The sequence below is a fragment of the Streptomyces sp. F001 genome (assembly GCF_004187715.1).
In the GTDB taxonomy this organism is placed as follows: Bacteria; Actinomycetota; Actinomycetes; order Streptomycetales; family Streptomycetaceae; genus Streptomyces; species Streptomyces flavusporus.
In genome coordinates this window covers 181,359-204,971 of the sequence record NZ_QZWF01000003.1, presented here as the reverse complement: position 1 = coordinate 204,971, position 23,613 = coordinate 181,359, and the positions used below count along the sequence as shown (strand labels likewise).

Below are 23,613 nucleotides of genomic sequence, written 5' to 3'. Positions count from 1 at the left end.
CATTCGTGCCTCCCCCTCTGGGGGAGGCACCCCGCCGACGCCGGGCTGCGTACCTCACCCCGCCCGGCCTTCACGCCGGTTCCCGCGAAGCCACGCTGGGGTCACCCACCCAACACCCCCAACACCCTCCGAGCCACCGCCCTCCCGATCGGCAGAGACGCCGTAGCCGCAGGAGACGGCGCGTTGAGCACATGCACGGCCCGCTCCCCCTCCCGAATCAGAAAGTCGTCCACCAGCGTCCCGTCCCGCAGCACCGCCTGCGCCCGCACCCCCGAAGCCGCCGGCACGAGATCCCCCTCCGTCACCGCCGGCAACAGCCTCCGCACCGCCTCCGTGAACGCCGCCTTCGACACCGACCGCCGCACCTCCCCACCCCCGTACCGCCAGTGCCGCCGCGCCATCCGCCACGCCCCGGGCCAGCTCAGCGCCAGCCCCACCTCACGCGGCCGGATCACCCCCCACCCGTAGCCCTCGCGGGCGAGCGCCGGCACGGCGTTGGGCCCGACGTGCACACCTCCGTCGATCCCGCGCGTGAGATGCACCCCGAGGAACGGGAACGCCGGATCCGGCACCGGATAGACCAGGCCCCGCACCAGCTCCGGCCGCCCCAGCTCGTAGTACTCGCCCCGGAAGGGAATGATCCGCATCCCCGGGTCGTCCCCGGTCATCCGCGCGATCTCGTCGCAGTACAGCCCGGCGCAGTTCACCAGCACCCTCCCCCGCACGACCGCCCCGTCCGCGGTCCGCACGGCGACCCCCAGCCCCGCCCGCCGGTCGACCCGCAGCACCTGTGCCCCGTACCGGATCTCCGCCCCGGACTCCTCGGCCAGCTGCCTGGCAACGGCGACGAAGTCGCAGACGCCGGTCGTACCGACGTGGATCGCCGCCAGCCCCCGCACCTCGGGCTCGTACTCCGCGATCTGCGCCGCGACCAGCTCCCGTACCGGAATGCCGTTCTCCCGCCCGCGCTGCACGAGCGCGTGCAGCCGGGGCAGCTCCGCCCGCTGCGTGGCGACGATCAGCTTGCCGGTGACGGCGTGCGCGATGCCGTACTCCGCACAGAACTTCACCATCTCGGTGGCGCCCCGCACCGCGTACCGCGCTTTCAGGGAGCCGGGGCGGTAGTAGATCCCGCTGTGGATGACGCCGCTGTTGCGCCCCGTCTGGTGCCGGGCCGGGCCCCGCTCCTTCTCCAGCACCGTCACGCGCGTGCCCGGCGCGGCACGCGTGATCGCATACGCCGTCGACAGGCCGACGATCCCGCCGCCGATCACCAGCACGTCGCAGTCGTAGGCGATCTTCCGCACCTGCTCCACCTCCCGGCTCCGATAGTGCACTGCGCCACTGACAATGCGCTCAAACCCGGGCGGGCCCTCAGCCGGCCCTTCGGCCTCAGGCCGGTGCCATCAGCAGCGGGCGGGCCCGCTCCCGCAGCTCCACCACGCGCGGCTCATCGCCGTACGGCTCCAGACGGTGCAGGAGGTCCTTCACGTACTCGGTGGTCCGTGCGGAGGAGATGCGCCCGGCGACCTCGACCGCCCGCACGCCCTGCTCGCAGGCCGCGTCCAGGTTTCCGGACTCCAGTTCGGCGACGGCCGAGACGACGAGCCGCAGGCCGTGGGAGCGGACGTACTCCTCCGTCGGCTTCGACAGCGCCTGCTCGGTGAAGCGGCGGACCTGGCGGGGTGCCTTCAGGTCCCGGTAGCACTCGGCGGCGTCGGCGGCGAAGCGGTCGTAGGAGTAGAAGCCGAGCCAGGACGGGTCGCTGTCGCCCTCGCGGGACCGCTCCAGCCAGCCCTCGGCGGCCTTCAGGGCCGCTCCGGCCGCCTGGGCGTCACCCGCGCGCGCATGCGCGCGTGCCTCGACGAGCCGGAAGAAGCTCATGGTGCGGGCCGTGGCCAGTCCCCGGTTGCGCTCCAGCGCGGCCTGGGCGAGATCGACGCCCTCGTCGCCGAAGCCGCGGTAGGTGGCCTGGAGCGACATGGACGCCAGGACGTATCCCCCGAGGGGGACGTCGGCCGCCGCGCGGGCCAGGCGCAGGGCCTGGATGTAGTAGCGCTGGGCGGCCTCCTGTTGGCCGGTGTCGAAGGCCATCCACCCGGCGAGGCGGGTGAGTTCGGCGGAGGCACCGAACAGGGCGCGGCCGACCTCGTCGGAGTACGAGCCGAGCAGCAGCGGGGCCGCCTCCACGCGCAGGCACTCCGGCACCATCGACGAACGCCAGTCGCCGCCCCCGTACTTGGAGTCCCAGCGCCTGGCGTCCTCGGCTGCCTCCCGCAGCTTCTGTACGTCGCTGTGGCCGACTTTGAGCGGTGCGCCGGAGCCCTCGGCGGGGTTCGCGTCCCGCGCGACCGAACTGTCGGCCGGGGTTATCAGCCACCGTGAGGCGGGCGTTGCGTATGCGCTCACTGCGAACGATCCGGCGAGCGACTGCCAGATACCGCCGGAGCCCGCCCGGCGGCCGGCGAGGTCGAGGCGGTACAGCTCCGTCGCCGACTTCACCGCCTGCCCGACGTCCCGGGGGAAGGCGAGGCCCACCTCGGGTGCGGGGTCCGCGTCCGCCAGGCCTATCTCGTGCAGCGGCACCGGGCGGCCGAGCTTCTGGCCGATGGCGGCCGCGATGAGGTGCGGCGCGGCACCCTGCGGCACCATGCCCTTCGACACCCAGCGCGCCACGGACGTCTTGTCGTAGCGAAGCGTCAACCCGCGCTGTGCACCGAGGTCGTTGACCCGTCGTGCGAGTCCTGCGTTGCTGATTCCCGCGAGGGCGAGAACGGCGCCGAGCTTTTCGTTCGGCCCGCGTTGCTCCCTGGACATGCGCCACCCCTCGACACAGACGGCTGCCGCGCTGGCATAACCACGCGGCATTCGTAAACCCAGCGTAGTTCGCCGCATCCCAAGCGTTAAGGGGCATTCTTCCGGATGGCGGGATTGTGGTCCGTACGCAAGTACGGTCCCGGTACGCACAGTTGTGACGTGCTCCCGATGTGTGGCCGTGCGCCCGTCCGTGCGCTCTTCTCCGGCCATCTCGGGAGCGGTTCCATGGTTGTGCGTGGGTCGGCCCGCTGTACTGGACCAGTGGGCTGGGGGACACCGCCGCCTCAATCCCCGCGGGCGGCGGACCGGTCCGGGGGGCGAACTCCGCCTCCCGGACCGTGCGCTGACCGAGCAGTGCGCAGAGCCTGTACGGAGCGTGTACGGAACGCTCGTGGTCGACGTGGCGTAGCAGCGAATTGGCCGAAAATCGACCCGGCCGTCTGTGCGTGATACCGCGTCCACCATGGAGTTTGAGGGCGCGTTGGGGGTTCTCGGGGAGCGTATCGGGGGCGCATTCACGTCGCAGTCACCTTGTGCCGGCCGGGGTGTCGAGGGCCCCTGAGCCGACTGCGGGGTTGCACGGGGCGGTGTGTGGGGCGCATTTCGGGGATCACAAGCGGCACCGTCGACGCTCTGGGGCGCGCGCTTCGTGGCAGCATGGGGAACCGGTTCGTACGGTGCACTGGTTGTCCCCAGCCTGTGGAGGCGTCGATGCGGTGGTTGGTGGGATGGAGCAGCACCGCCGCGGGGGCCGCCGATCTCGGCTCCGCGGGAGCCACCGGCTACGACGGCGAGACCCTGCACCCGGTCGGCTCCCAACTCCTGTGGGGCGACCCCGATCCGCTGTGGGCGGTCGGCGACTGGCGCCCCGACGAGGTGCGGGTGGTCACGGCCGACGCCCAGAACCGGATCGCGGTACTCGGCACGTGCGGGGCGTCGGACGAGGAACTGCGGGTCGGGCTGTTCGCCGCGCGCGGAGGGGCACTTCGGCATCTGACGGCCTGGCCGGGCAGCTACACCGCGGTCGTCCAGGCCGGCCGGCGGATCACGGTCTGCGGTGACCTGGCGGGCGCCCGCCCGGTGTTCTACACCCCTTGGGCGGGCGGCACGGCGTACGCGACCGCCGCGCTGCCGCTGGCCGACCTCATCGAGGCCAACCTCGACTTCGGTCACCTCGCCGCCCTGCTGGCCGCCCCCGACGTACCCGCCGCGCTGCAGGACTCCACCCCGTACGACGGCGTGCGGCGCATTCCGCCGGGGCATGCACTGATCCTGCGCGCCGGGGCGCGCGAGATCGCCGGGTACGAGCCGGTGGCCTCCCTCGCCGTCGCGGCGCCGCCGGCCGATCCCGACAGCGCGGTCGGTGCCGTGCGCGACGCGCTCGTCGAGGCCGTACGTGCCCGCCTCGCCGCGCCCCGGCACGTCCCCGGCGCCGACATCGACCCCGGGCCCGTGCCCGGCATGGGGCCGGCCGAGCGGCGTGCCGCACGCGGGATGCCGGTGCCCGGCATCGGCGCGGATCTGTCGGGCGGGCCGGCCTCGGGCACCCTCGCCCTGCTGGCGGCGGGGCTGCCCGGGATGCCGGGAACCGTGCTGGGGCACGGCACGGGCGCGGGCGAGCGGCTGCTCGCCGTCACCTTCAACGACCTGACGGTCGGCGGCCGGGAGGCCGAACTGGAGCGGGCGGGCACCCTGGCCGCCAACCCCCGCCTGCACCACGTGGTGGTGACCGGCGGCGAGGAGACCCTGCCGTACGGCAACCTGGACGGCCCGCTGACGGACGAGCCCGGCCCCAGCCTGGTGACCGCCGTACGGCATCGCACACGGCTCGCCGCGGGCAGCGCCGACCACCTCACCGGCTACGGCGCCCGGCAGGTGCTGGACGCCCATCCGGCGCGCCTGGCCGACCTGTTGGTGGACCGCCAGCGGCGGCACCTGGTGCGGCCGGTGGCCGCACTGGCGAAGGCCGACGGCTCGGTGATGGTCCCCGCGCGCGTGTACGCCGCCGCGCGCCGGCTCGCCCGGACGCCCTACGGCGCGGGTCTGGAGAGGCTCGCCGAGCGGCTGCTCCAGCAGCGGTTCGACGAACCCGGCGGGGCGGTGGGGGCGTCGCTCGCCGCGCTCACCTGGGCCAGACCGGGGCCCGCGGCCCGGTGGCTGACCGGTGAGGCGCTGGCAGAAGTATCGATTCGCTTGCAGGGGGCGACCCATCGCTCCGGAGTAGGACCCGGGCAGCGGCCGGGCGACTTCCGCGCGCGCGGGGCGCTGGCCCGGGCGGCCGCGGACATCCGCGTACTGGAGCAGGCCGCGGAGATCCGCTTCCAGCGCCTGCACACACCCTTCCTCGACAACCAGGTCGTGCGCGCCTGCCGGGCCCTCCCCGAGGCGCTGCGCGTCCAGCCCGGGGCCCGGGCGGCGATCCTGCGTACGGTCCTGAAGGGCGCCGGCGTCGCCGACCTCCCGCCCGGCTGGGGCGCGCCCTCGCATGCGCCCGCGGCGGCGGCCGCACGTGCGGGACTGCGCGTTGCCGTGGACTCCCTGATGGCGCTGTTCGACACGCCCCTGCTGGCGGAGGCCGGGCTGGTCGAGGCCCGGGTCGTCCGCAAGGCCCTGCGCGCGGCGGCACAGGGCGAACCCCTGCCCCTGGACGGGCTCGCCGACCTGGTGTCCCTGGAGCTGTGGCTGCGCCGCCTGCTCGCCCGGCGCGGCACCTGCTGGACGGGAACACCGGCACGCGCGCGTGCGGTACCGGCGGGGATCACACCGCGCCGGGGGGCGCTGGCCTCGGGCGCGTGAGCCGGCGCGCGTGCGGAACGCGCCTCGACGCCCCTTACGAGCAGGTGAACTTCGACGCGGCCCAGTCCGCGAGTGCCAGGTTGTCGAGGGGACTGTGCGGCTCCACCACCAGCCGTACGGTCCTGTGCCCGGTGAGGTCCACATGGACGGGGACGGCGGCGTCGCCGCCCTTGAGCACCCCGGACTGCCACAGCTGGACACCGTCCGCGTGGACGGAGAAGGAGACCTGGCCGAGCTTCAGCATTCCGTCGTCGACACCGACCCACGCGTCGTAGGAGGCGCATTCGCGGTTGAGGTCGACGGTGACGGAGGACCGGCCGTGGACGGTCACCCCGCGCGCGTACGACGTACCGCCGATCGACAGGCCGCCCCGCTGCCACACCCAGGTGCTGCCGCTGAGCCGCAGCTCGGGCTCGGTGCCGTCGCCGGTGAGGTCGTAGGACAGCTCGCTCAGCTGGTAGTCGGTGCCTGGGGCGGCGGGTCGGGGTCGGAGGGGGCGTCGTCGTAGGCGTCGGGGTGGGCGTCGGCTCCAGGGTGGGCGTGGGCGTCTGAGTGGGCGCCGCAGTGGGCGTGGGGGACGGTGCGGGCGTCCGGGCCGGCTCCGCCGCGGGGACGATCGCCGGCGGCCGCGGAGCGGGCTCCTCGGGCGACGGCGTGGGCGTGGGCACGGGCGGCTCGGGCCGGACGATCGGCGCGGACGCGCGCGGCCTTGCCTCCGGCTCCTCGGGCGTGCTGTCGTCGCCGGCAAGGGCGAGCGCGACCACCGCGATCGCCGTGGCGACCATCCCGGCCGCGATACCGGCCTTCACCGGCGCACCCAGCCCCTCCGACGCCGCACCACCGGCGTCGGCTCCGCCGGACGAGCCACCGCCCGACGCGCCCGCTGCACCCGCAGCACCGGCTCCGGCGCCTCCGGCGACGAGCCCGGCCGCCTTGGCGTACCCGGCGGCCCCGAACCAGCCGATGACCGCAACCGGCACGACGGCGGGGATGCCTCCGGCGACCTCCTCGATCTGGCCGGCGGCCAGCCGGCACCTGGCGCACTCCTCCAGGTGCTTGCGCAGCCCTCGCTCGGCGCGGGTGCGCAGCCTGCGGCGGGCATACGTGCCGAACTGGTCGGCGTAGCGCGCGCACTCCTCGTCGCTGGTGAGGGCGGCACTGACGTGGGCCTGGAGGTAGGCCTGTCTGAGGCCCTCGCGGGCGCGGCTGGCGAGGACGCGGGTGCCGTTGGCGTCGAGCCCGAAGAGCGTGGCGACCTCGCTCGGGGACTCGTCCTCGACCTCGGTGTGCCACAGCACGGCCTGCCAGCGCTCCGGCAGCGACCGGAAGGCCCGCATCGCCAGGGACTGCTCGGCCTCGCGCATCGCCCGTACGTCGGCGCCCAGTTCGAGTGTGTCCGGGTCGGATCCGTCCGACCGGGCGGCCTGCGTGGCGAACACCGCGAAGTCGTCGACCAGTTGCTCCCGCTTCGCGGAGTTCGTCCAGTTCGCGGCGACCCGCCTGACGGTGGTGAGCAGGTACGCGCGTACGGCGTGCTCGGGCCCGGAGCCGCCGCGTACCGCCTGGAGCATGCGGGCGAAGACCTCGGCGGTGAGGTCGTCTGCGGTGTGGGCGTCCCGGCAGCACGTGCGCGCGTACCGGCGGACCGCGTCCGCGTGGCGCCGGTACAGCTCCTCGTAGGCCGTGTCGTCGCCCGCGCGCATCCGTGTGATCAGCCCGGCGTCGGACGTCGGTGGCGGCAGGACGCCGTCCTGCCGCCGGTCGCGCTGCGCCGGTACCTGGGGCGGCGTGAGGCCCTCGGCCTCGGTGCCGTCGCCACCGAGCGATTCGTCCCGCCCGTCAACGCCCATCGCGGAAAGCCCCCGCCGCCTGCCCAACCAGCCCCGAACAGGAGCCAGAGTGCCATATTGGCTTTTGTTCAGGCAGTGGAGTACGGACCATCCACTCGTCCGTGGGACCTGTTTCGAGCCGGTACCGGTCGTCAGCCGTTCGGGCAAGGCTCAACGGGCGGTCACGGATGAGGCGTTGGGCCGGGGGTGGCGCACCGCCCCCGACCCGCTGCACCACACGTCACGCCGGTCGCGACCGCAGCCCCTCCAGCAGGATGTCCAGCAGCCGCGCCGAAGCCGCCGCCTGCTGCGCGGCATCCGGCAGCGAGGGCGCCGCCGTGGCGATGACCAGCAGGACGTCCGACACCGACACGTCCGGCCGCAGCTCACCCGCCGCGCGCGCCCGCTCCACGAGCTGGCCCACGACGTCCAGCAGCGCCGCCGCCCCGCTGTCTTCCTCGGCCGCGGACGACCCCTCCGGCACGAGCCGCAGCTCACCGGCGCCGGGCTGGATCCGCTGCTGCGGCACCCGCGCCTCGTCGAGCCCGGCGCGTTCGCCGGCCTCGTCCGCGACGCCGACCCGCAGCACCTGCGGCGGCAGCAGCCGCCCGGCACCCGAGGCCACCGACGTACGCAGGAAACGCGACAGCGCCGACCACGGCTCGTCCTCCTGGCCGAGCGCCGCCCGGGCCTGGTCGGTCAGCCGGGAGGTCTCCTCCTCGGCTATCCGCCGGACCAGGACGTCCTTGCTCGGGAAGCGCCGGTACACCGTGCCGACACCGACCCGGGCGCGCCGCGCCACGTCCTCCATCGGCGCGCCGTAGCCCAGCTCGCCGAAGACCTCGCGCGCCGCCCGCAGTACATGCTCGAGATTGCGCTGTGCGTCCACGCGCAGCGGCGTCGTCCGCGGTCCGTCCCCGCGTCCGTTGCCCGCCGCCGCACCCACCACGCCACCAGGTGCGATGGCAGAAGCGGTAGACCAACGAGAGTCCTGAATGTGCATAAGAATTCCCCCGGTAATGACGTCTCCCCCCGGAGACTCTCCCCGCCATAGGTAAGCCGGAGCGTGTGGAACAAGCCCGGAACCGCGAGCCCGCCCGCCGGACCACGAGCCTGCCCGTCGCGAGCCCGAGAACCCAGGAACCCAGGAATCCGGGAACCTGGCGAGCGCATCCCCCTACACCCCGTCGACATACGAACATAGTTGAGAGGGACTCAATTCAGAAGGGGCAGGTTCCGCACGGAGCGCCCCCCGATCGGAGTACGGGTCGTATACGTCCCGGTTGCACACCGTTACGCCACCCGGTTCACCCCCGCTGACCTGCACGGCTGTCGCCTGCGCCGACATTTCGGCCAACCCTGCGCATGCCCCGCGCGCGGTCACACAATTTGCCGGGGCTGTGGACAAACGCAAGCGCCGGGTGCGTCATGGGATGGTGAGGGAACCTGCGCGCATTCTCGTTGTCGGCGGCGGCTACGTCGGGATGTACACGGCCCTGTGCCTGCAGCGGAAGCTGAAACGGGAACTCGGGCGCGGCGAGGCCGAGATCACGGTCGTCACGCCCGACCCGTACATGACGTACCAGCCGTTCCTCCCCGAGGCGGCCGCCGGTTCCATCTCCCCCCGCCATGTCGTCGTACCGCTCCGCCGCGTCCTGGCCGACTGCCGGGTCGTCATCGGCGAGGTCCGCTCCGTCCGGCACGCCGAACGCGTCGCGACCCTCACCACCCTCGCCACCGAGGAGGGCACCGGCATCGAGCAGCTGTCGTACGACGAACTCGTCCTCGCCCCCGGGTCCGTCTCACGCACCCTGCCCGTCCCCGGCCTCGCCGACCACGGCATCGGCTTCAAGACCGTCGAGGAGGCCATCGGTCTGCGCAACCACGTTCTGGAGCAGATGGACATCGCCTCCTCCACCCGCGATCCCGCCATCCGCGACGCGGCCCTCACCTTCGTCTTCGTGGGCGGCGGATACGCCGGAGTCGAGGCACTCGGCGAGCTGGAGGACATGGCCCGCTACGCCACGCGCTACTACCACAACGTCCAGCCCGAGGACATGAAGTGGATCCTCGTCGAGGCCTCGGACCGCATCCTCCCCGAGGTCGGCGAGGAGATGGGCCGCTACACGGTCACCGAGCTACGCCGCCGCAACATCCAGGTCCTCCTGGGCACCCGCCTCGAATCCTGCGCCGACCGGGTCGCGGTCCTCAGCGACGGACAACGATTCCCCACGCGTACGGTCGTCTGGACGGCCGGCGTGAAACCCCATCCGCTGCTCGCCACCACCGACCTGCCGCTCACCGAGCGCGGCCGACTGCACTGCACCGCCGAACTGTCGATCGAGGGGCACGCGCACGCGTGGGCAGCGGGAGACGCCGCCGCCGTACCCGACGTCACCGCCGGCGCACCCGGCACCACATGCGCCCCCAACGCCCAGCACGCGCTCCGTCAGGCCAAGGTCCTCGGCGACAACATCGTCCATTCCCTGCGCGGTGAACCCCTCCAGACGTACGCCCACAAGTACGCCGGTTCGGTCGCCTCCCTCGGACTGCACAAGGGCGTCGCCCACGTCTACGGGCGCAAGGTGAAGGGCTACCCCGCCTGGTTCATGCACCGCGCCTACCACCTCAGCAGGGTGCCGACCTTCAACCGCAAGGCGCGCGTGCTGGCGGAATGGACCCTCGCGGGCCTCTTCAAACGGGAGATCGTCTCGCTCGGTTCACTCGAACATCCCCGAGCCGAGTTCGAACTCGCGGCCGGTGGAAAGCCTCCTTACGACCCGAAGGGGTCGACCTGACCCTCGCGAGGAACTCCTGCGGCCACCCCGGCGTCTGACGGATGTCGGCCCGGTCGGCCACACTGCCAGACTGATCCCCGCGACAGGGCGAGCCCCTGCCCACCAACCCACGAGGCTTCTCCCAAGTGCTGCACTTCCCAGGGGCCGTGACAAGGTACGGCCACCGACGTACGACCCCCGGGGGACCGGGCCGGATCCGGAGCCGGTCGACGACAACTACACGAGGCAAGGATTCGTGAACTTCACGCGCTGGAGCGCCCGGCTCCCCGGAACGCAGCGCCGCGCCGCAGCGCGGACCGCACACACGGTCACCCCGGACCGGCGCGGGGACGGCTCCGTCCCCGCAGCCCGCACCGAACACCTGACCGACGACCCGGTGCCGGTCCCCGCCGTGGACGAACTCCCGGTACGCGAGGTCCTCGACCGCGTCCCCGGCCTCGTCGCCCTGGTCCACGGCCCCGACCACCGCCTCGCCTACGTCAACGACGCCTATGCCACCGCCTTCGGCGTACGCCCACCCGGCGCACCCGCCCGCGAGGCCCTGCCGGAACTCCACGAACTGGGCCTGCTGCCCCTCCTGGACCAGGTCCTGCGCAGCGGCAAGCCCCGCACGGTCAAGTCCCGCAAGGCCCCCGACGGCCGCTCCTACACCTTCACCTGCACCCCGGTCGCCGAGGGCGACGGCAGCGACCCCGGCGTCCTCGTCTTCGCCACCGACGTCACCGACCACGCCGAGGCCGCCGAACGCCTCCGCGCCAGCGAACGCCGGCAGCGCGAGACCGCCGTCACCCTCCAGCGCTCCCTGCTCCCCCAGGAGCTGGAACAGCCCGACGACCTCCGCATCGCCGCCACGTACCAGCCCGGCGGCACCGAGGCCGCCGTCGGCGGCGACTGGTACGACGTGATCACCCTGGGCGGCGGCCGCACGGCCCTGGTCATCGGCGACGTCATGGGCAGAGGCGTCCGCGCCGCCGCGGTCATGGGCCAGCTCCGTACCGCCGTCCGCGCGTACGCCCGCCTCGACCTGCCCCCGCACGAGGTCCTCCAGCTCCTCGACGGCCTCGCCGCGGAGATCGACGCCAACCAGATCGCCACGTGCGTGTACGCGGTCCATGACCCGAACGAGGGACGGCTGGTGTACGCCTCGGCCGGCCACCTCCCCATCCTCGTCCGCGACGACAGCGGCAACGTCCTGCACGCCGACGAACCCACCGGCCCGCCCCTCGGCACGGGCGGCTGGATGCACACCTCGGGCTCGATCCCCCTGGGCCCCGGCTCCACCGCCGTCCTCTACACGGACGGCCTGGTGGAGCGCCGGGACAAGGACCTGGACGAGGGCATCGCCGCCCTCGAACGCGCCCTGGCGGGCGCGACCGGCACCCCGCAGGTCATCTGCGACCGCCTGGTCCGCTCGGCGGGCGTGACGGCGGACCACGACGACGACGTCGCCGTCCTGGTCCTCCAGCACCCGGCCCGTACGGGCCCGGAGAGCGACCTGTTCCGCAATGCGGCCCTGGAACTGCTCGGCGGAGTGGAAGCGGCCCCACGCGCGCGTGCGTTCGCCTCCGGCGTCCTCACCAGCTGGCGCTTCCCACCCGACCTGCACGACCTCGGCGTCCTCGCGGCGAGCGAGCTGGTCGCCAACTCCCTCCAACACGGCACCCCACCCATGCGCCTCCGCCTGCGCCGCACCGACCGCCGCCTCATCGTCGAGGTCACCGACGGCAACGACCACCTCCCCCGCCGCCGCCGCGCAGAACCGGGCGACGAGTCGGGCCGAGGCATCGCCATCGTCGCAACGATCGCCTCCAACTGGGGCAGCAGACGAACCCCGGGCGGCGGAAAAGCAGTGTGGTGCGAGTTCGCCCTACCGAAGCTCTGAGCACCACTCGACCAGCCGCGGGCATGCGTGCCTCCCCCAGAGGGGGACCCCCAGGGCGGCACGGATGGGCGCGGGCGGCACCCCGTCAGCGCCGGGCTGCGCAACCCACCTCGCCCAGCCCCAACGCCAGCGACCTCCGCCGCACGCGTCCGCAGCTCACGCGTCCGCAGGAACCGCCTCCGAAGCCCCACCCCGCGACACAACCCGACTCCGCCCCAGCCACGGCTGATCCTGCACGTCAGTCAGCTGCCGCCCCAACCGCACCGCCAACACACTGATCCCCAACGAGAACAGCAGAAACGTCACGACATACGGCCCATGCAGCGCAGCCCCCATCGGCCCCCCAACCGCCGGTCCAACCGCCAACGCCAGCTGCTTCACCAGCGCGAACGCCGAGTTGTACTGCCCAGCCATCCCCACCGGCGCGAGATCGGCAACCAGCGGAGCCACCGTCGGCGACAACATCGCCTCACCCAGCCCGAACAGCGCATACGTCGAGATGAACGCCGCCGTAGCCATCTCCTGGCTACCGTGCCCCAGCCCCGCATACCCGGCCGCGACCCACGCAACGGCCCAGATCAGCCCGACCACCGCGATCACCCGCGACCGCCGCCGCCGCTCGACGAACTTCAGCACGGCGAACTGCGCCACCACGATCATCGCGGTGTTGGCAGCCAGCGCCGTCCCCAGGGCAGACGTAGAAATCCCGGCCGCCTCGACCCCGTACGCGCTCAGCCCCGACTCGAACTGCCCGTAGCACGCAAAGAACAGCACGAACCCCAACACACACAGCTGCACCATCGCCCGGTTACCCAGCAACTGCTTCCAGCTGCCCTTCGCCGAGCGCCCCGGCGCATCCCCGATCCGCGGCGAGTGCGGCATCCGCACCGTCGCCATCACCACGACCAGCAGCAGGAACATCACCGCCTCGATCGCGAACAGCAGCGTGAAGGACGAGACCCGGGTCGCGTCGACGAGATGACCACCGATGAGCCCGCCGACACCCAGCCCCAGGTTCTGCAGGAAGAACTGCATCGCGAACGCCCGAGACCGCGTCTCCGCCGACGAACAGTCCACGATCATCGTCGCCAGCGCCGGCTGCATCACGGCCTGCCCGGCTCCGAGTGCCCCCGCCGACAGCAGCACAGCCACCGCATTGCCCGCGAACCCCAGGCTCAGCGCCCCCAGCGCGGCGGTGACCAGGGCGGCGAGCAGCACCGGCAGCGGGCCACGCCGGACGATGGCCCGCCCGGCGAACGGCAGCACGATCAGCGCGGCCACGGCGAAAACGGCGAGTACGAGCCCCGCCGTCATGGCCCCCAGCCCCCGCACCTGCGCCACATAGACGTACAGGTAGGGGACGGTGAAGCCGAGCCCGAACGCGCTGAGTGCGTTGCCCACGTGGATCCGGCGCATCGCTGCGCCCATCGCCCTGGTCACGTTCACCTCTCTCAAGTACTTGCGAGCGTCACTAGTTAGAGATGAAGACTTCACCTCTAAACTTCGAAGCTAAAGACTACATATAGAAGGACTTCAACGCCAAGCAGGCCCGTGCGATACTCCCTCCATGGGCGACACCACCGGCACCGGCGTCACCGAGCCGACACTCGAAGAACAGATCGCCGCCTACCAGCGCGAGTTCCGGGACCTCGACCCCCAGGTCGAGAAGATCGTTTCGGCACTCTCCCGCCTGAACCGCCGTATGAACGTCGCCTACGGCCGCCAGACCGCCGCGCTCGGCATCAGCAACGCCGAGTGGGAGGTCCTCAAGGCCCTCGTCCTCTCCGGCGCCCCCTACCGCATGGGCCCCAGCGACCTCGCCAAGCGCCTCGGTCTCACACCGGCTGCGATGACCCATCGCATCGACCGCATGGTCGCCGAGGGTCTGGTCACCCGAGAGCGGGACGAGACCAACCGCGTACGGGTGATCGTGGAGCTGACCCCCGAGGGCCGAGAGAAGTGGCTCGAGGCCATGCGACTGGCGTCGGTCTTCGAGGAGGACCTCCTGCAGGACCTGTCCCCGGACGAGCGAACAGTCCTCGGCGAGGTCCTGACCAGGCTCCTGCGCAGGGTGGAACACGCCCAGCCGGACGCCGGCGGCCGCCTCAGCGACCTGGACTGAAGCGAGCGTAAAAGATCTTGACAGGGGGCACTTGACAGCCCCCTACCCGATCCGTAAAGTTCTTCGGGTTGCCACGGAGCCGTAACGGTTCTGCGGCAGCACCTTCGGCCGCGAAAGCGGCAAATCAAACCACCAGCACGATCTCCCGACGGGGTTGATTTCGGCGCGCCCGAATTCAATTCGAGTGGGACTCGGCGGCCCGATTGGGAATCGCCGAGAGAATCCGCTAAGGTTTGAGACGTCGGAACGGCCCAACGGCCGGGAAGACAAGCCCCGCTGACTGGGAGTCAGGCCCGAAAGGATCTGATAGAGTCGGAACCGCCGGAAAGGGAAACGCGAAAGCGGGAACCTGGAAAGCACCGAGGAAATCGGATCGGGAAAAGATCTGATAGAGTCGGAAACGCAAGACCGAAGGGAAGCGCCCGGAGGAAAGCCGCGAGAGAGTCTCTCGGGTGAGTACGAAGGAAGCGTCCGTTCCTTGAGAACTCAACAGCGTGCCAAAAATCAACGCCAGATATGTTGATACCCCGTCTCCGGCCGTCAGGCCGGGGCGAGGTTCCTTTGAAATAACACAGCGAGGACGCTGTGAACGGCCGGGCCTATTCCGCCCGGCTGTTCCGCTCTCGTGGTGTTGCACCGGATGACCGGTAAACATTCACGGAGAGTTTGATCCTGGCTCAGGACGAACGCTGGCGGCGTGCTTAACACATGCAAGTCGAACGATGAAGCCCTTCGGGGTGGATTAGTGGCGAACGGGTGAGTAACACGTGGGCAATCTGCCCTTCACTCTGGGACAAGCCCTGGAAACGGGGTCTAATACCGGATACGACCATCTTGGGCATCTTTGATGGTGGAAAGCTCCGGCGGTGAAGGATGGGCCCGCGGCCTATCAGCTTGTTGGTGAGGTAACGGCTCACCAAGGCGACGACGGGTAGCCGGCCTGAGAGGGCGACCGGCCACACTGGGACTGAGACACGGCCCAGACTCCTACGGGAGGCAGCAGTGGGGAATATTGCACAATGGGCGCAAGCCTGATGCAGCGACGCCGCGTGAGGGATGACGGCCTTCGGGTTGTAAACCTCTTTCAGCAGGGAAGAAGCGCAAGTGACGGTACCTGCAGAAGAAGCGCCGGCTAACTACGTGCCAGCAGCCGCGGTAATACGTAGGGCGCAAGCGTTGTCCGGAATTATTGGGCGTAAAGAGCTCGTAGGCGGCTTGTCACGTCGGGTGTGAAAGCCCGGGGCTTAACCCCGGGTCTGCATTCGATACGGGCTGGCTAGAGTGTGGTAGGGGAGATCGGAATTCCTGGTGTAGCGGTGAAATGCGCAGATATCAGGAGGAACACCGGTGGCGAAGGCGGATCTCTGGGCCATTACTGACGCTGAGGAGCGAAAGCGTGGGGAGCGAACAGGATTAGATACCCTGGTAGTCCACGCCGTAAACGGTGGGAACTAGGTGTTGGCGACATTCCACGTCGTCGGTGCCGCAGCTAACGCATTAAGTTCCCCGCCTGGGGAGTACGGCCGCAAGGCTAAAACTCAAAGGAATTGACGGGGGCCCGCACAAGCGGCGGAGCATGTGGCTTAATTCGACGCAACGCGAAGAACCTTACCAAGGCTTGACATACACCGGAAACGTCTGGAGACAGGCGCCCCCTTGTGGTCGGTGTACAGGTGGTGCATGGCTGTCGTCAGCTCGTGTCGTGAGATGTTGGGTTAAGTCCCGCAACGAGCGCAACCCTTGTCCCGTGTTGCCAGCAGGCCCTTGTGGTGCTGGGGACTCACGGGAGACCGCCGGGGTCAACTCGGAGGAAGGTGGGGACGACGTCAAGTCATCATGCCCCTTATGTCTTGGGCTGCACACGTGCTACAATGGCCGGTACAATGAGCTGCGATACCGTGAGGTGGAGCGAATCTCAAAAAGCCGGTCTCAGTTCGGATTGGGGTCTGCAACTCGACCCCATGAAGTCGGAGTCGCTAGTAATCGCAGATCAGCAGTGCTGCGGTGAATACGTTCCCGGGCCTTGTACACACCGCCCGTCACGTCACGAAAGTCGGTAACACCCGAAGCCGGTGGCCCAACCCGTTCGCGGGAGGGAGCTGTCGAAGGTGGGACTGGCGATTGGGACGAAGTCGTAACAAGGTAGCCGTACCGGAAGGTGCGGCTGGATCACCTCCTTTCTAAGGAGCACTTCTAAGCCGGGCTTGCCCGGTTCAGGGGCCGGTACATCGGCGAACGTCCGATGCCGGTTGCTCATGGGTGGAACGTTGATTATTCGGCACGGTCCAGGATGGACCAGGCGCTAGTACTGCCGCAAGGGCGTGGAACGCTGATCTGGTCGGCTGGCCGTGCGGGCACGCTGTTGGGTGTCTGAGGGCGGCCGCTGTCTTCGGATGCCGGCCCCGTGAAGCATCACGTAGTGGTGTGTGACGGGTGGCTGGTCGTTGTTTGAGAACTGCACAGTGGACGCGAGCATCTGTGGCCAAGTTTTTAAGGGCGCACGGTGGATGCCTTGGCACCAGGAACCGATGAAGGACGTGGGAGGCCACGATAGGCCCCGGGGAGTCGTCAACCAGGCTTTGATCCGGGGGTGTCCGAATGGGGAAACCCGGCAGTCGTCATGGGCTGTCACCCATGCCTGAACACATAGGGCATGTGGAGGGAACGCGGGGAAGTGAAACATCTCAGTACCCGCAGGAAGAGAAAACAACCGTGATTCCGGGAGTAGTGGCGAGCGAAACCGGATGAGGCCAAACCTACGACGTGTGAGACCCGGCAGGGGTTGCGTCGTGGGGGTTGTGGGATCTCTCTTCCACGGTCTGCCGGCCGTGGGGCGAGTCAGAAACCGTTGATGTAGGCGAAGGACATGCGAAAGGTCCGGCGTAGAGGGTAAGACCCCCGTAGTCGAAACGTCAGCGGCTCGTCTGAGAGACACCCAAGTAGCACGGGGCCCGAGAAATCCCGTGTGAATCTGGCGGGACCACCCGCTAAGCCTAAATATTCCCTGGTGACCGATAGCGGATAGTACCGTGAGGGAATGGTGAAAAGTACCCGGGAGGGGAGTGAAATAGTACCTGAAACCGTGTGCCTACAAGCCGTGGGAGCGTCGGAATGGAGCTTGCTTCATTCTCGTGACTGCGTGCCTTTTGAAGAATGAGCCTGCGAGTTTGCGGTGTGTTGCGAGGTTAACCCGGGTGGGGAAGCCGTAGCGAAAGCGAGTCCGAACAGGGCGGTAGAGTAGCGCGCTCAAGACCCGAAGCGGAGTGATCTAGCCATGGGCAGGTTGAAGCGGAGGTAAGACTTCGTGGAGGACCGAACCCACCAGGGTTGAAAACCTGGGGGATGACCTGTGGTTAGGGGTGAAAGGCCAATCAAACTCCGTGATAGCTGGTTCTCCCCGAAATGCATTTAGGTGCAGCGTCGTGTGTTTCTTGCCGGAGGTAGAGCACTGGATAGGCGATGGGCCCTACCGGGTTACTGACCTTAGCCAAACTCCGAATGCCGGTAAGTGAGAGCGCGGCAGTGAGACTGTGGGGGATAAGCTCCATGGTCGAGAGGGAAACAGCCCAGAGCATCGACTAAGGCCCCTAAGCGTACGCTAAGTGGGAAAGGATGTGGAGTCGCAGAGACAACCAGGAGGTTGGCTTAGAAGCAGCCACCCTTGAAAGAGTGCGTAATAGCTCACTGGTCAAGTGATTCCGCGCCGACAATGTAGCGGGGCTCAAGCGTACCGCCGAAGTCGTGTCATTGCAGTACATACTCCCAACGGAGACTGTGATGGGTAGGGGAGCGTCGTCTGCCGGGTGAAGCGGCCGCGTAAGCGAGTCGTGGACGGTTGACGAGTGAGAATGCAGGCATGAGTAGCGATACACACGTGAGAAACGTGTGCGCCGATTGACTAAGGGTTCCTGGGTCAAGCTGATCTGCCCAGGGTAAGTCGGGACCTAAGGCGAGGCCGACAGGCGTAGTCGATGGATAACCGGTTGATATTCCGGTACCCGCTGTGGAGCGTCAAACATCGAGCATCGTGATGCTAAGGCCGTGAAACCGCCGTGTGCGTCTTCGGACAAGCACGGAGTGGTGGAGCCGCCGAGAGATGGCGGTTAGTAGGTGAGTGATGGGGTGACGCAGGAAGGTAGTCCATCCCGGGCGGTGGTTGTCCCGGGGTAAGGGTGTAGGCCGTGCGACAGGTAAATCCGTCGCACGTGTGGCTGAGACCTGATGCCGAGCCGATTGTGGTGAAGTGGATGATCCTATGCTGTCGAGAAAAGCCTCTAGCGAGTTTCATGGCGGCCCGTACCCTAAACCGACTCAGGTGGTCAGGTAGAGAATACCGAGGCGTTCGGGTGAACTATGGTTAAGGAACTCGGCAAAATGCCCCGTAACTTCGGGAGAAGGGGGGCCGCGCCCGGTGAAGAGACTTGCTCTCCGAGCTGGGGGTGGCCGCAGAGACCAGCGAGAAGCGACTGTTTACTAAAAACACAGGTCCGTGCGAAGCCGTAAGGCGATGTATACGGACTGACGCCTGCCCGGTGCTGGAACGTTAAGGGGACCGGTTAGCTCACCTTCGGGTGGGCGAAGCTGAGAACTTAAGCGCCAGTAAACGGCGGTGGTAACTATAACCATCCTAAGGTAGCGAAATTCCTTGTCGGGTAAGTTCCGACCTGCACGAATGGCGTAACGACTTCTCGACTGTCTCAACCATAGGCCCGGTGAAATTGCACTACGAGTAAAGATGCTCGTTTCGCGCAGCAGGACGGAAAGACCCCGGGACCTTTACTACAGTTTGATATTGGTGTTCGGTTCGGCTTGTGTAGGATAGCTGGGAGACTGTGAAGTCCACACGCCAGTGTGGGTGGAGTCGTCGTTGAAATACCAGTCTGGTCGTGCTGGATGTCTAACCTGGGTCCGTGATCCGGATCAGGGACAGTGTCTGATGGGTAGTTTAACTGGGGCGGTTGCCTCCCAAAGGGTAACGGAGGCGCCCAAAGGTTCCCTCAGCCTGGTTGGCAATCAGGTGTTGAGTGTAAGTGCACAAGGGAGCTTGACTGTGAGACCGACGGGTCGAGCAGGGACGAAAGTCGGGACTAGTGATCCGGCGGTGGCTTGTGGAAGCGCCGTCGCTCAACGGATAAAAGGTACCCCGGGGATAACAGGCTGATCTTCCCCAAGAGTCCATATCGACGGGATGGTTTGGCACCTCGATGTCGGCTCGTCGCATCCTGGGGCTGGAGTCGGTCCCAAGGGTTGGGCTGTTCGCCCATTAAAGCGGTACGCGAGCTGGGTTTAGAACGTCGTGAGACAGTTCGGTCCCTATCCGCTGTGCGCGCAGGAGTCTTGAGAAGGGCTGTCCCTAGTACGAGAGGACCGGGACGGACGAACCTCTGGTGTGCCAGTTGTTCTGCCAAGGGCATGGCTGGTTGGCTACGTTCGGGAGGGATAACCGCTGAAAGCATCTAAGCGGGAAGCCTGCTTCGAGATGAGGACTCCCACCCACTAGATGGGGTAAGGCTCCCAGTAGACGACTGGGTTGATAGGCCGGATATGGAAGCCCCGCAAGGGGTGGAGTTGACCGGTACTAATAGGCCGAGGGCTTGTCCTCAGTTGCTCGCGTCCACTGTGTTGGTTCTGAAACCACGAACAGCCCCACGCCACCGCGCGTGGTGCGGCGTTCACAGTTTCACAGTGTTTCGGTGGTCATAGCGTGAGGGAAACGCCCGGTTACATTCCGAACCCGGAAGCTAAGCCTCACAGCGCCGATGGTACTGCAGGGGGGACCCTGTGGGAGAGTAGGACACCGCCGAACAGTTATTGAGAAAACCCCCGTGCCGGACGGCACGGGGGTTTTCTGCGTTACGGTGGCGCCCATGAACATCAGCACCGATGAGCGGTACGTCGTCCGGTCCATACGTGCTGACGAGTGGCCGGCGGTGAAAGAGCTGCGGTTGAGGGCGCTGCGGGATCCGGTGGCGCATCTTGCCTTTCTGGAGACGTATGAGGAGGCCGCTGCCCGGCCCGACTCCTTCTGGCAGGAACGGGCGGCGAGGAGTGCCGAGGGAGCGGTCACGGCGCAGCAGATCGTTGCTGAGGGGCCCGGCGGGGAGTTGGTCGGGACGTTGACCGTGCTGGTCGAGGAGCCGGGGACGACGGACTGGGCCGGGTTCCCCATTGAGCGGCGGCAGGGGCATCTCGTGGGCGTGTACATGTGGCCCGAGCACCGTGGGTGCGGGCTGACCGAGCTGCTCTTCGACGAGGCCCTGGAGTGGGCCTGGGGACAAGGGCTGGAGCGGGTGCGGCTCATCGTGCACGAGGAGAACGGGCGGGCGCAGGCCTTCTACCGGAAGGTGGGGTTCGAGCCGAGTGGGGTGACCGTGCCGATGGACGGACAAACGGGGGCCTGTGAACGGGAGTTCGTTCTCGAAAGAGGGTGACGTCAGACCGGCAGCTCGTCGTGCGGCCAGCGGGAGCGGGCCTGTTCGCGGGAGCGGATGAGGGCCAGGGTGGGGAGGCCCTGGTCCGGTCCGGACGTGAGCAGGGACGGGAGTTGGGGGAGCGGGGCCACGGCCGCGATGTCGTCGAGGACGAGGGTCAGTGGTGGGTCGAGGCGACCGGAGGATGACCGTTCGGCCATGCGCCGGCCGCGCTCGACCACGCTGGAGACGAGGGCCGTGAGGAGAGGCATCGCGCCGGGGTTCGTCCTGGGGTCCTCGATGGATTCACCGACCATATAAAGCGTGCCCCCTTCATCGATGAAGGAATCCAAGGTGAGCGCATCAGTTCGGTTTGGGGTGCATGCCTCGCGGACGTTCACCGTGAACAGTGAGGACAGGGCGCGGCTGGTCAACTCGTGAGCCATGTCGCGGCGTTCGGGGTGGGCGGTGAGGGCGGCCTCGAGTTCGCCGGCGGCGCCGGGGGCCGCCTTGGGGTGCGTCCGCAGGGTACGTACGGCTTCCTGGATCTGGGTGCCCTGGGACCAGCGGTGGACGTGGCGGATGGTGCGGTTGTCGAGGGCGGCGGCGTGGAGATAGCTGCGGAGCAGCGTTTCGGCGGTGTCGCTGAGGGCCTGGTCGATCTTGGCGGTGGGGCGGACCGGCGTGAGGAGGGCGGCGGCTCTTGCTGTTGCCGTGGGCTTGTCGCAGCCGTGATGGGGGACCAGTGGAGGCGGGCCGGGGTGGCGGTGGGTGGGGTCGTAGAGGAGGACTGGACCGAGTTTTGATCTCGCGTCCTTGGTGTCCTGCAGAGGGTGGGGTTCGACGTGACGATGAGGGCGGGGCCTTCCGCGTCGCGGATGGCCTGGGCTGCGGTGGCGGCGCGGCTTTCCGCCGGCATCACGAGGATCTTTTCCCACCCGCCGGCCCGTTCACCGCCGAACAGGGGGCGGGACGCTCAGGGTCCGGTGGCGTGGGGCGGAGCAGCGCCGTCGGATCCGGGTCCGGGGCTCTTCTCGGAGTCGGGACCTCTTGGAGCCGGTCCTCGCTGGGTGCCTGCTGTGTCGGGGCCCGGAGCTCGTGCGGTTCGATCGCGGGGGCCGGGGGCGTGGCCTCGGCGTTCTTGGTGTGCTCGTATGCCGTCGGCGCGGACCTCTGTCTCGCCCGTACCGCCTTCCACCGCGCCAGCGTCCCCAACACGAACACCGTCAGCACGAACAGCACCATCAGCTGACCGATGAACAACCCCCAGAACAGCCCGTACCCGGAGAGCTGTGTCCCCGGGGTGTGGGGCCAGGCGCCGGTGATGTCGTGGGGCTCGGCGACGAGGTGGCGCATGGCCAGGGGCGTGCGGGTGAAAGTCACGCCGGACGGCCAGGCGCCGTGGGAGAACCAGCCGGCCAGGCCCGTGGCCGACCAGACCAGCAGGGTCATGCCGAGCAGGAAGCCGAGTATGCCGATCAGCAGGCCGTCGGGGATACCGCCCTGGCCGCCTTGCCGGTGGTCGTCCGGTCTCACGCCGCCCTCCTACGCCACCGTCGACTCGGAGTCGCCGAGGTGCTGTTCCATGAAGGCCGCCGCCCGCTCCTCCGCCTCCAGCTCGGCGGCGCGCAGGGCGTCGTCGGCGAGGTCGCTGGCGGACTCGGTCATCGCCCGGTCGGTGAAGACCAGCGGGCGTTCTGTCTCCGTGACCAGGTGTTTGACGACCTGGACGTTGCCGTTGACGTCCCAGACGGCGATGCCGGGAGTGAGGGTCGGGATGATCTCAACGGCCCACCGCGGCAGACCCAGCACCCGGCCCGTAGCCCTCGCCTCGTCCGCCTTCTGGGCGTAGATGGTCCGGGTCGACGCCATCTTCAGGATCGCCGCGGCCTCCTTCGCCGCCGCCCCGTCCACGACGTCGGACAGGTGGTGCACGACCGCCACGAAGGACAGGCCCAGTCGTCGCCCGAACTTCAGCAGCCGCTGGAACAGCTGTGCCACGAAGGGGCTGTTGATGATGTGCCAGGCCTCCTCGACCAGGAAGATGCGCTTCTTCCGGTCGGGGCGGATCCAGGTGTGCTCCAGCCATACGCCGACGATCGCCATCAGGATCGGCATGGCGATGGAGTTGCGGTCGATGTGGGAGAGGTCGAAGACGATCAGCGGGGCGTCAAGGTCGATCCCGACCGTCGTCGGGCCGTCGAACATGCCGCGCAGGTCACCGTCGACCAGACGGTCCAGGACCAGCGCCACGTCCAGGCCCCACGCCCGTACGTCGTCTATGTCGACGTTCATCGCCTCGGCGGACTCCGGCTCGGGGTGCCGTAGCTGCTCCACGATGTCGGTCAGGACCGGCTGGCGCTCGACGATGGTCTCGTTGACGTAGGCGTGCGCGACCTTGAGTGCAAAGCCGGACCGCTCGTCCAGCCCGTGCCCCATCGCGACCTCGATGATGGTCCGGAGCAGGGCGAGCTGACCCGTCGTCGTGATCGACGGGTCGAGGGGGTTGAGGCGGATGCCGTGGTCGAGGGCGGCCATCGGGTCCAGGCGGATGGGAGTTATCCCCAGCTCCTGGGCGATGAGATTCCACTCGCCGACGCCGTCCTCGCCCTGCGCGTCGAGCACGACGACCTGCCGGTCCCGGAAGCGCAGCTGTCGTAGGACGTACGTCTTCTCCAGCGCCGACTTGCCGTTGCCGGACTCGCCGAGGACCAGCCAGTGCGGGGCGGGGAGCTGTTGGCCGTAGAGCTGGAAGGGGTCGTAGATGTAGCCCTTCCCGGAGTACACCTCGCGGCCGATGATGACGCCGGAGTCGCCGAGGCCGGGGGCGGCGGTGGGGAGGTAGACCGCCTGCGCCTGGCCCGTGGAGGTGCGTACGGGCAGCCGGGTGGTCTCGACCTTGCCGAAGAGGAAGGACGTGAAGGCTTCGGTGATGGCGGAGAGCGGGTCCCGCATCAGG

Annotated in this window: 12 protein-coding genes, 3 rRNA genes and 1 pseudogene; 8 read left to right on the top strand and 8 right to left on the bottom strand. The window is 68.8% G+C overall.

Annotated features, from left to right (window positions below; genetic code table 11):
* Nucleotides 1-101: 101 nt before the first annotated feature.
* Both lhgO and StrepF001_RS14095 read right to left on the bottom strand, forming a co-directional pair.
* Nucleotides 102-1,316 (bottom strand): L-2-hydroxyglutarate oxidase, encoded by a 1,215-nt coding sequence (gene lhgO, locus StrepF001_RS14100; protein ID WP_240797500.1) that lies wholly within the window; start codon nt 1,314-1,316, stop codon nt 102-104.
* Between the two features lie 76 nt (nt 1,317-1,392).
* Nucleotides 1,393-2,817, bottom strand: coding sequence for an MFS transporter (locus StrepF001_RS14095; protein ID WP_129798599.1), 1,425 nt, complete (start codon nt 2,815-2,817; stop codon nt 1,393-1,395).
* Nucleotides 2,818-3,528: 711 nt separating this feature from the next.
* On the opposite strand from StrepF001_RS14095, the gene StrepF001_RS14090 reads away from it, so the two are divergent.
* Nucleotides 3,529-5,613 (top strand): asparagine synthase-related protein, encoded by a 2,085-nt coding sequence (locus StrepF001_RS14090; RefSeq protein WP_129798598.1) that lies wholly within the window; start codon nt 3,529-3,531, stop codon nt 5,611-5,613.
* A 34-nt stretch (nt 5,614-5,647) separates the two neighbouring features.
* On the opposite strand, the pseudogene StrepF001_RS14085 reads toward StrepF001_RS14090, so the two are convergent.
* Nucleotides 5,648-7,463, bottom strand: a pseudogene (locus StrepF001_RS14085) (sigma-70 family RNA polymerase sigma factor).
* Between the two features lie 220 nt (nt 7,464-7,683).
* Entirely contained in the window at nt 7,684-8,445 is a 762-nt protein-coding gene (locus StrepF001_RS14080) for a TetR/AcrR family transcriptional regulator (RefSeq protein ID WP_129798597.1), read from the bottom strand.
* A 430-nt stretch (nt 8,446-8,875) separates the two neighbouring features.
* Here StrepF001_RS14080 and StrepF001_RS14075 point away from each other — a divergent pair, with 430 nt between their 5' ends.
* Both StrepF001_RS14075 and StrepF001_RS14070 read left to right on the top strand, forming a co-directional pair.
* Nucleotides 8,876-10,240, top strand: coding sequence for an NAD(P)/FAD-dependent oxidoreductase (locus StrepF001_RS14075; protein WP_129798596.1), 1,365 nt, complete (start codon nt 8,876-8,878; stop codon nt 10,238-10,240).
* A 235-nt stretch (nt 10,241-10,475) separates the two neighbouring features.
* On the top strand, nt 10,476-12,122 hold the full coding sequence (locus tag StrepF001_RS14070; RefSeq protein WP_129798595.1) for a SpoIIE family protein phosphatase: 1,647 nt from the start codon (nt 10,476-10,478) through the stop codon (nt 12,120-12,122).
* A 156-nt stretch (nt 12,123-12,278) separates the two neighbouring features.
* Here the strand turns inward: StrepF001_RS14070 and StrepF001_RS14065 are convergent, their stop codons facing one another.
* Nucleotides 12,279-13,562, bottom strand: coding sequence for an MFS transporter (locus tag StrepF001_RS14065; protein ID WP_240797539.1), 1,284 nt, complete (start codon nt 13,560-13,562; stop codon nt 12,279-12,281).
* A gap of 127 nt (nt 13,563-13,689) precedes the next feature.
* Here StrepF001_RS14065 and StrepF001_RS14060 point away from each other — a divergent pair, with 127 nt between their 5' ends.
* The 5 genes from StrepF001_RS14060 (at nt 13,690) to StrepF001_RS14035 (ending at nt 20,675) form a co-directional block, all read left to right on the top strand.
* Nucleotides 13,690-14,244, top strand: a complete 555-nt coding sequence (locus StrepF001_RS14060; RefSeq protein WP_129798593.1) for a MarR family transcriptional regulator — start codon at nt 13,690-13,692, stop codon at nt 14,242-14,244.
* 654 nt (nt 14,245-14,898) lie between these two features.
* A 16S ribosomal RNA gene (locus StrepF001_RS14050) occupies nt 14,899-16,424 on the top strand.
* A gap of 300 nt (nt 16,425-16,724) precedes the next feature.
* Nucleotides 16,725-19,846, top strand: a 23S ribosomal RNA gene (locus StrepF001_RS14045).
* Between the two features lie 87 nt (nt 19,847-19,933).
* A 5S ribosomal RNA gene (gene rrf / locus StrepF001_RS14040) occupies nt 19,934-20,050 on the top strand.
* Together the 16S, 23S and 5S rRNA genes form the textbook arrangement of a ribosomal RNA operon.
* Nucleotides 20,051-20,111: 61 nt before the next feature.
* Complete coding sequence (locus StrepF001_RS14035; RefSeq protein ID WP_129798592.1) at nt 20,112-20,675, top strand: GNAT family N-acetyltransferase; 564 nt, start codon at nt 20,112-20,114, stop codon at nt 20,673-20,675.
* A gap of 2 nt (nt 20,676-20,677) precedes the next feature.
* On the opposite strand, the gene StrepF001_RS47885 is transcribed toward StrepF001_RS14035, so the two are convergent.
* From StrepF001_RS47885 to StrepF001_RS14020, 3 genes are read right to left on the bottom strand one after another with little or no spacing between them, the layout of a single operon-like run.
* On the bottom strand, nt 20,678-21,592 hold the full coding sequence (locus tag StrepF001_RS47885) for a type IV secretory system conjugative DNA transfer family protein (protein WP_240797499.1): 915 nt from the start codon (nt 21,590-21,592) through the stop codon (nt 20,678-20,680).
* Nucleotides 21,573-22,190 carry a hypothetical protein gene (locus StrepF001_RS47880; protein ID WP_129798591.1) on the bottom strand — a complete coding sequence of 206 codons (618 nt, stop codon included), beginning with the start codon at nt 22,188-22,190 and terminating at the stop codon, nt 21,573-21,575. The genes StrepF001_RS47885 and StrepF001_RS47880 overlap by 20 nt, the downstream gene beginning before the upstream one ends.
* A gap of 9 nt (nt 22,191-22,199) precedes the next feature.
* Nucleotides 22,200-23,609: an ATP-binding protein gene (locus StrepF001_RS14020; RefSeq protein ID WP_129798590.1), complete on the bottom strand. Its 1,410-nt coding sequence runs from the start codon at nt 23,607-23,609 to the stop codon at nt 22,200-22,202.
* Nucleotides 23,610-23,613: the final 4 nt, after the last annotated feature.

Bases quoted from the DNA above. Each gene is read 5' to 3' on its own strand.
- StrepF001_RS14080 (WP_129798597.1), bottom strand. From the start codon at position 8,445: ATGCACATTCAGGACTCTCGTTGGTCTACCGCTTCTGCCATCGCACCT.
- StrepF001_RS14075 (WP_129798596.1), top strand. From the start codon at position 8,876: ATGGTGAGGGAACCTGCGCGCATTCTCGTTGTCGGCGGCGGCTACGTC.
- StrepF001_RS14060 (WP_129798593.1), top strand. From the start codon at position 13,690: ATGGGCGACACCACCGGCACCGGCGTCACCGAGCCGACACTCGAAGAA.
- StrepF001_RS14020 (WP_129798590.1), bottom strand. From the start codon at position 23,609: ATGCGGGACCCGCTCTCCGCCATCACCGAAGCCTTCACGTCCTTCCTC.
- StrepF001_RS14090 (WP_129798598.1), top strand. From the start codon at position 3,529: ATGCGGTGGTTGGTGGGATGGAGCAGCACCGCCGCGGGGGCCGCCGAT.
- StrepF001_RS14035 (WP_129798592.1), top strand. From the start codon at position 20,112: ATGAACATCAGCACCGATGAGCGGTACGTCGTCCGGTCCATACGTGCT.
- StrepF001_RS14095 (WP_129798599.1), bottom strand. From the start codon at position 2,817: ATGTCCAGGGAGCAACGCGGGCCGAACGAAAAGCTCGGCGCCGTTCTC.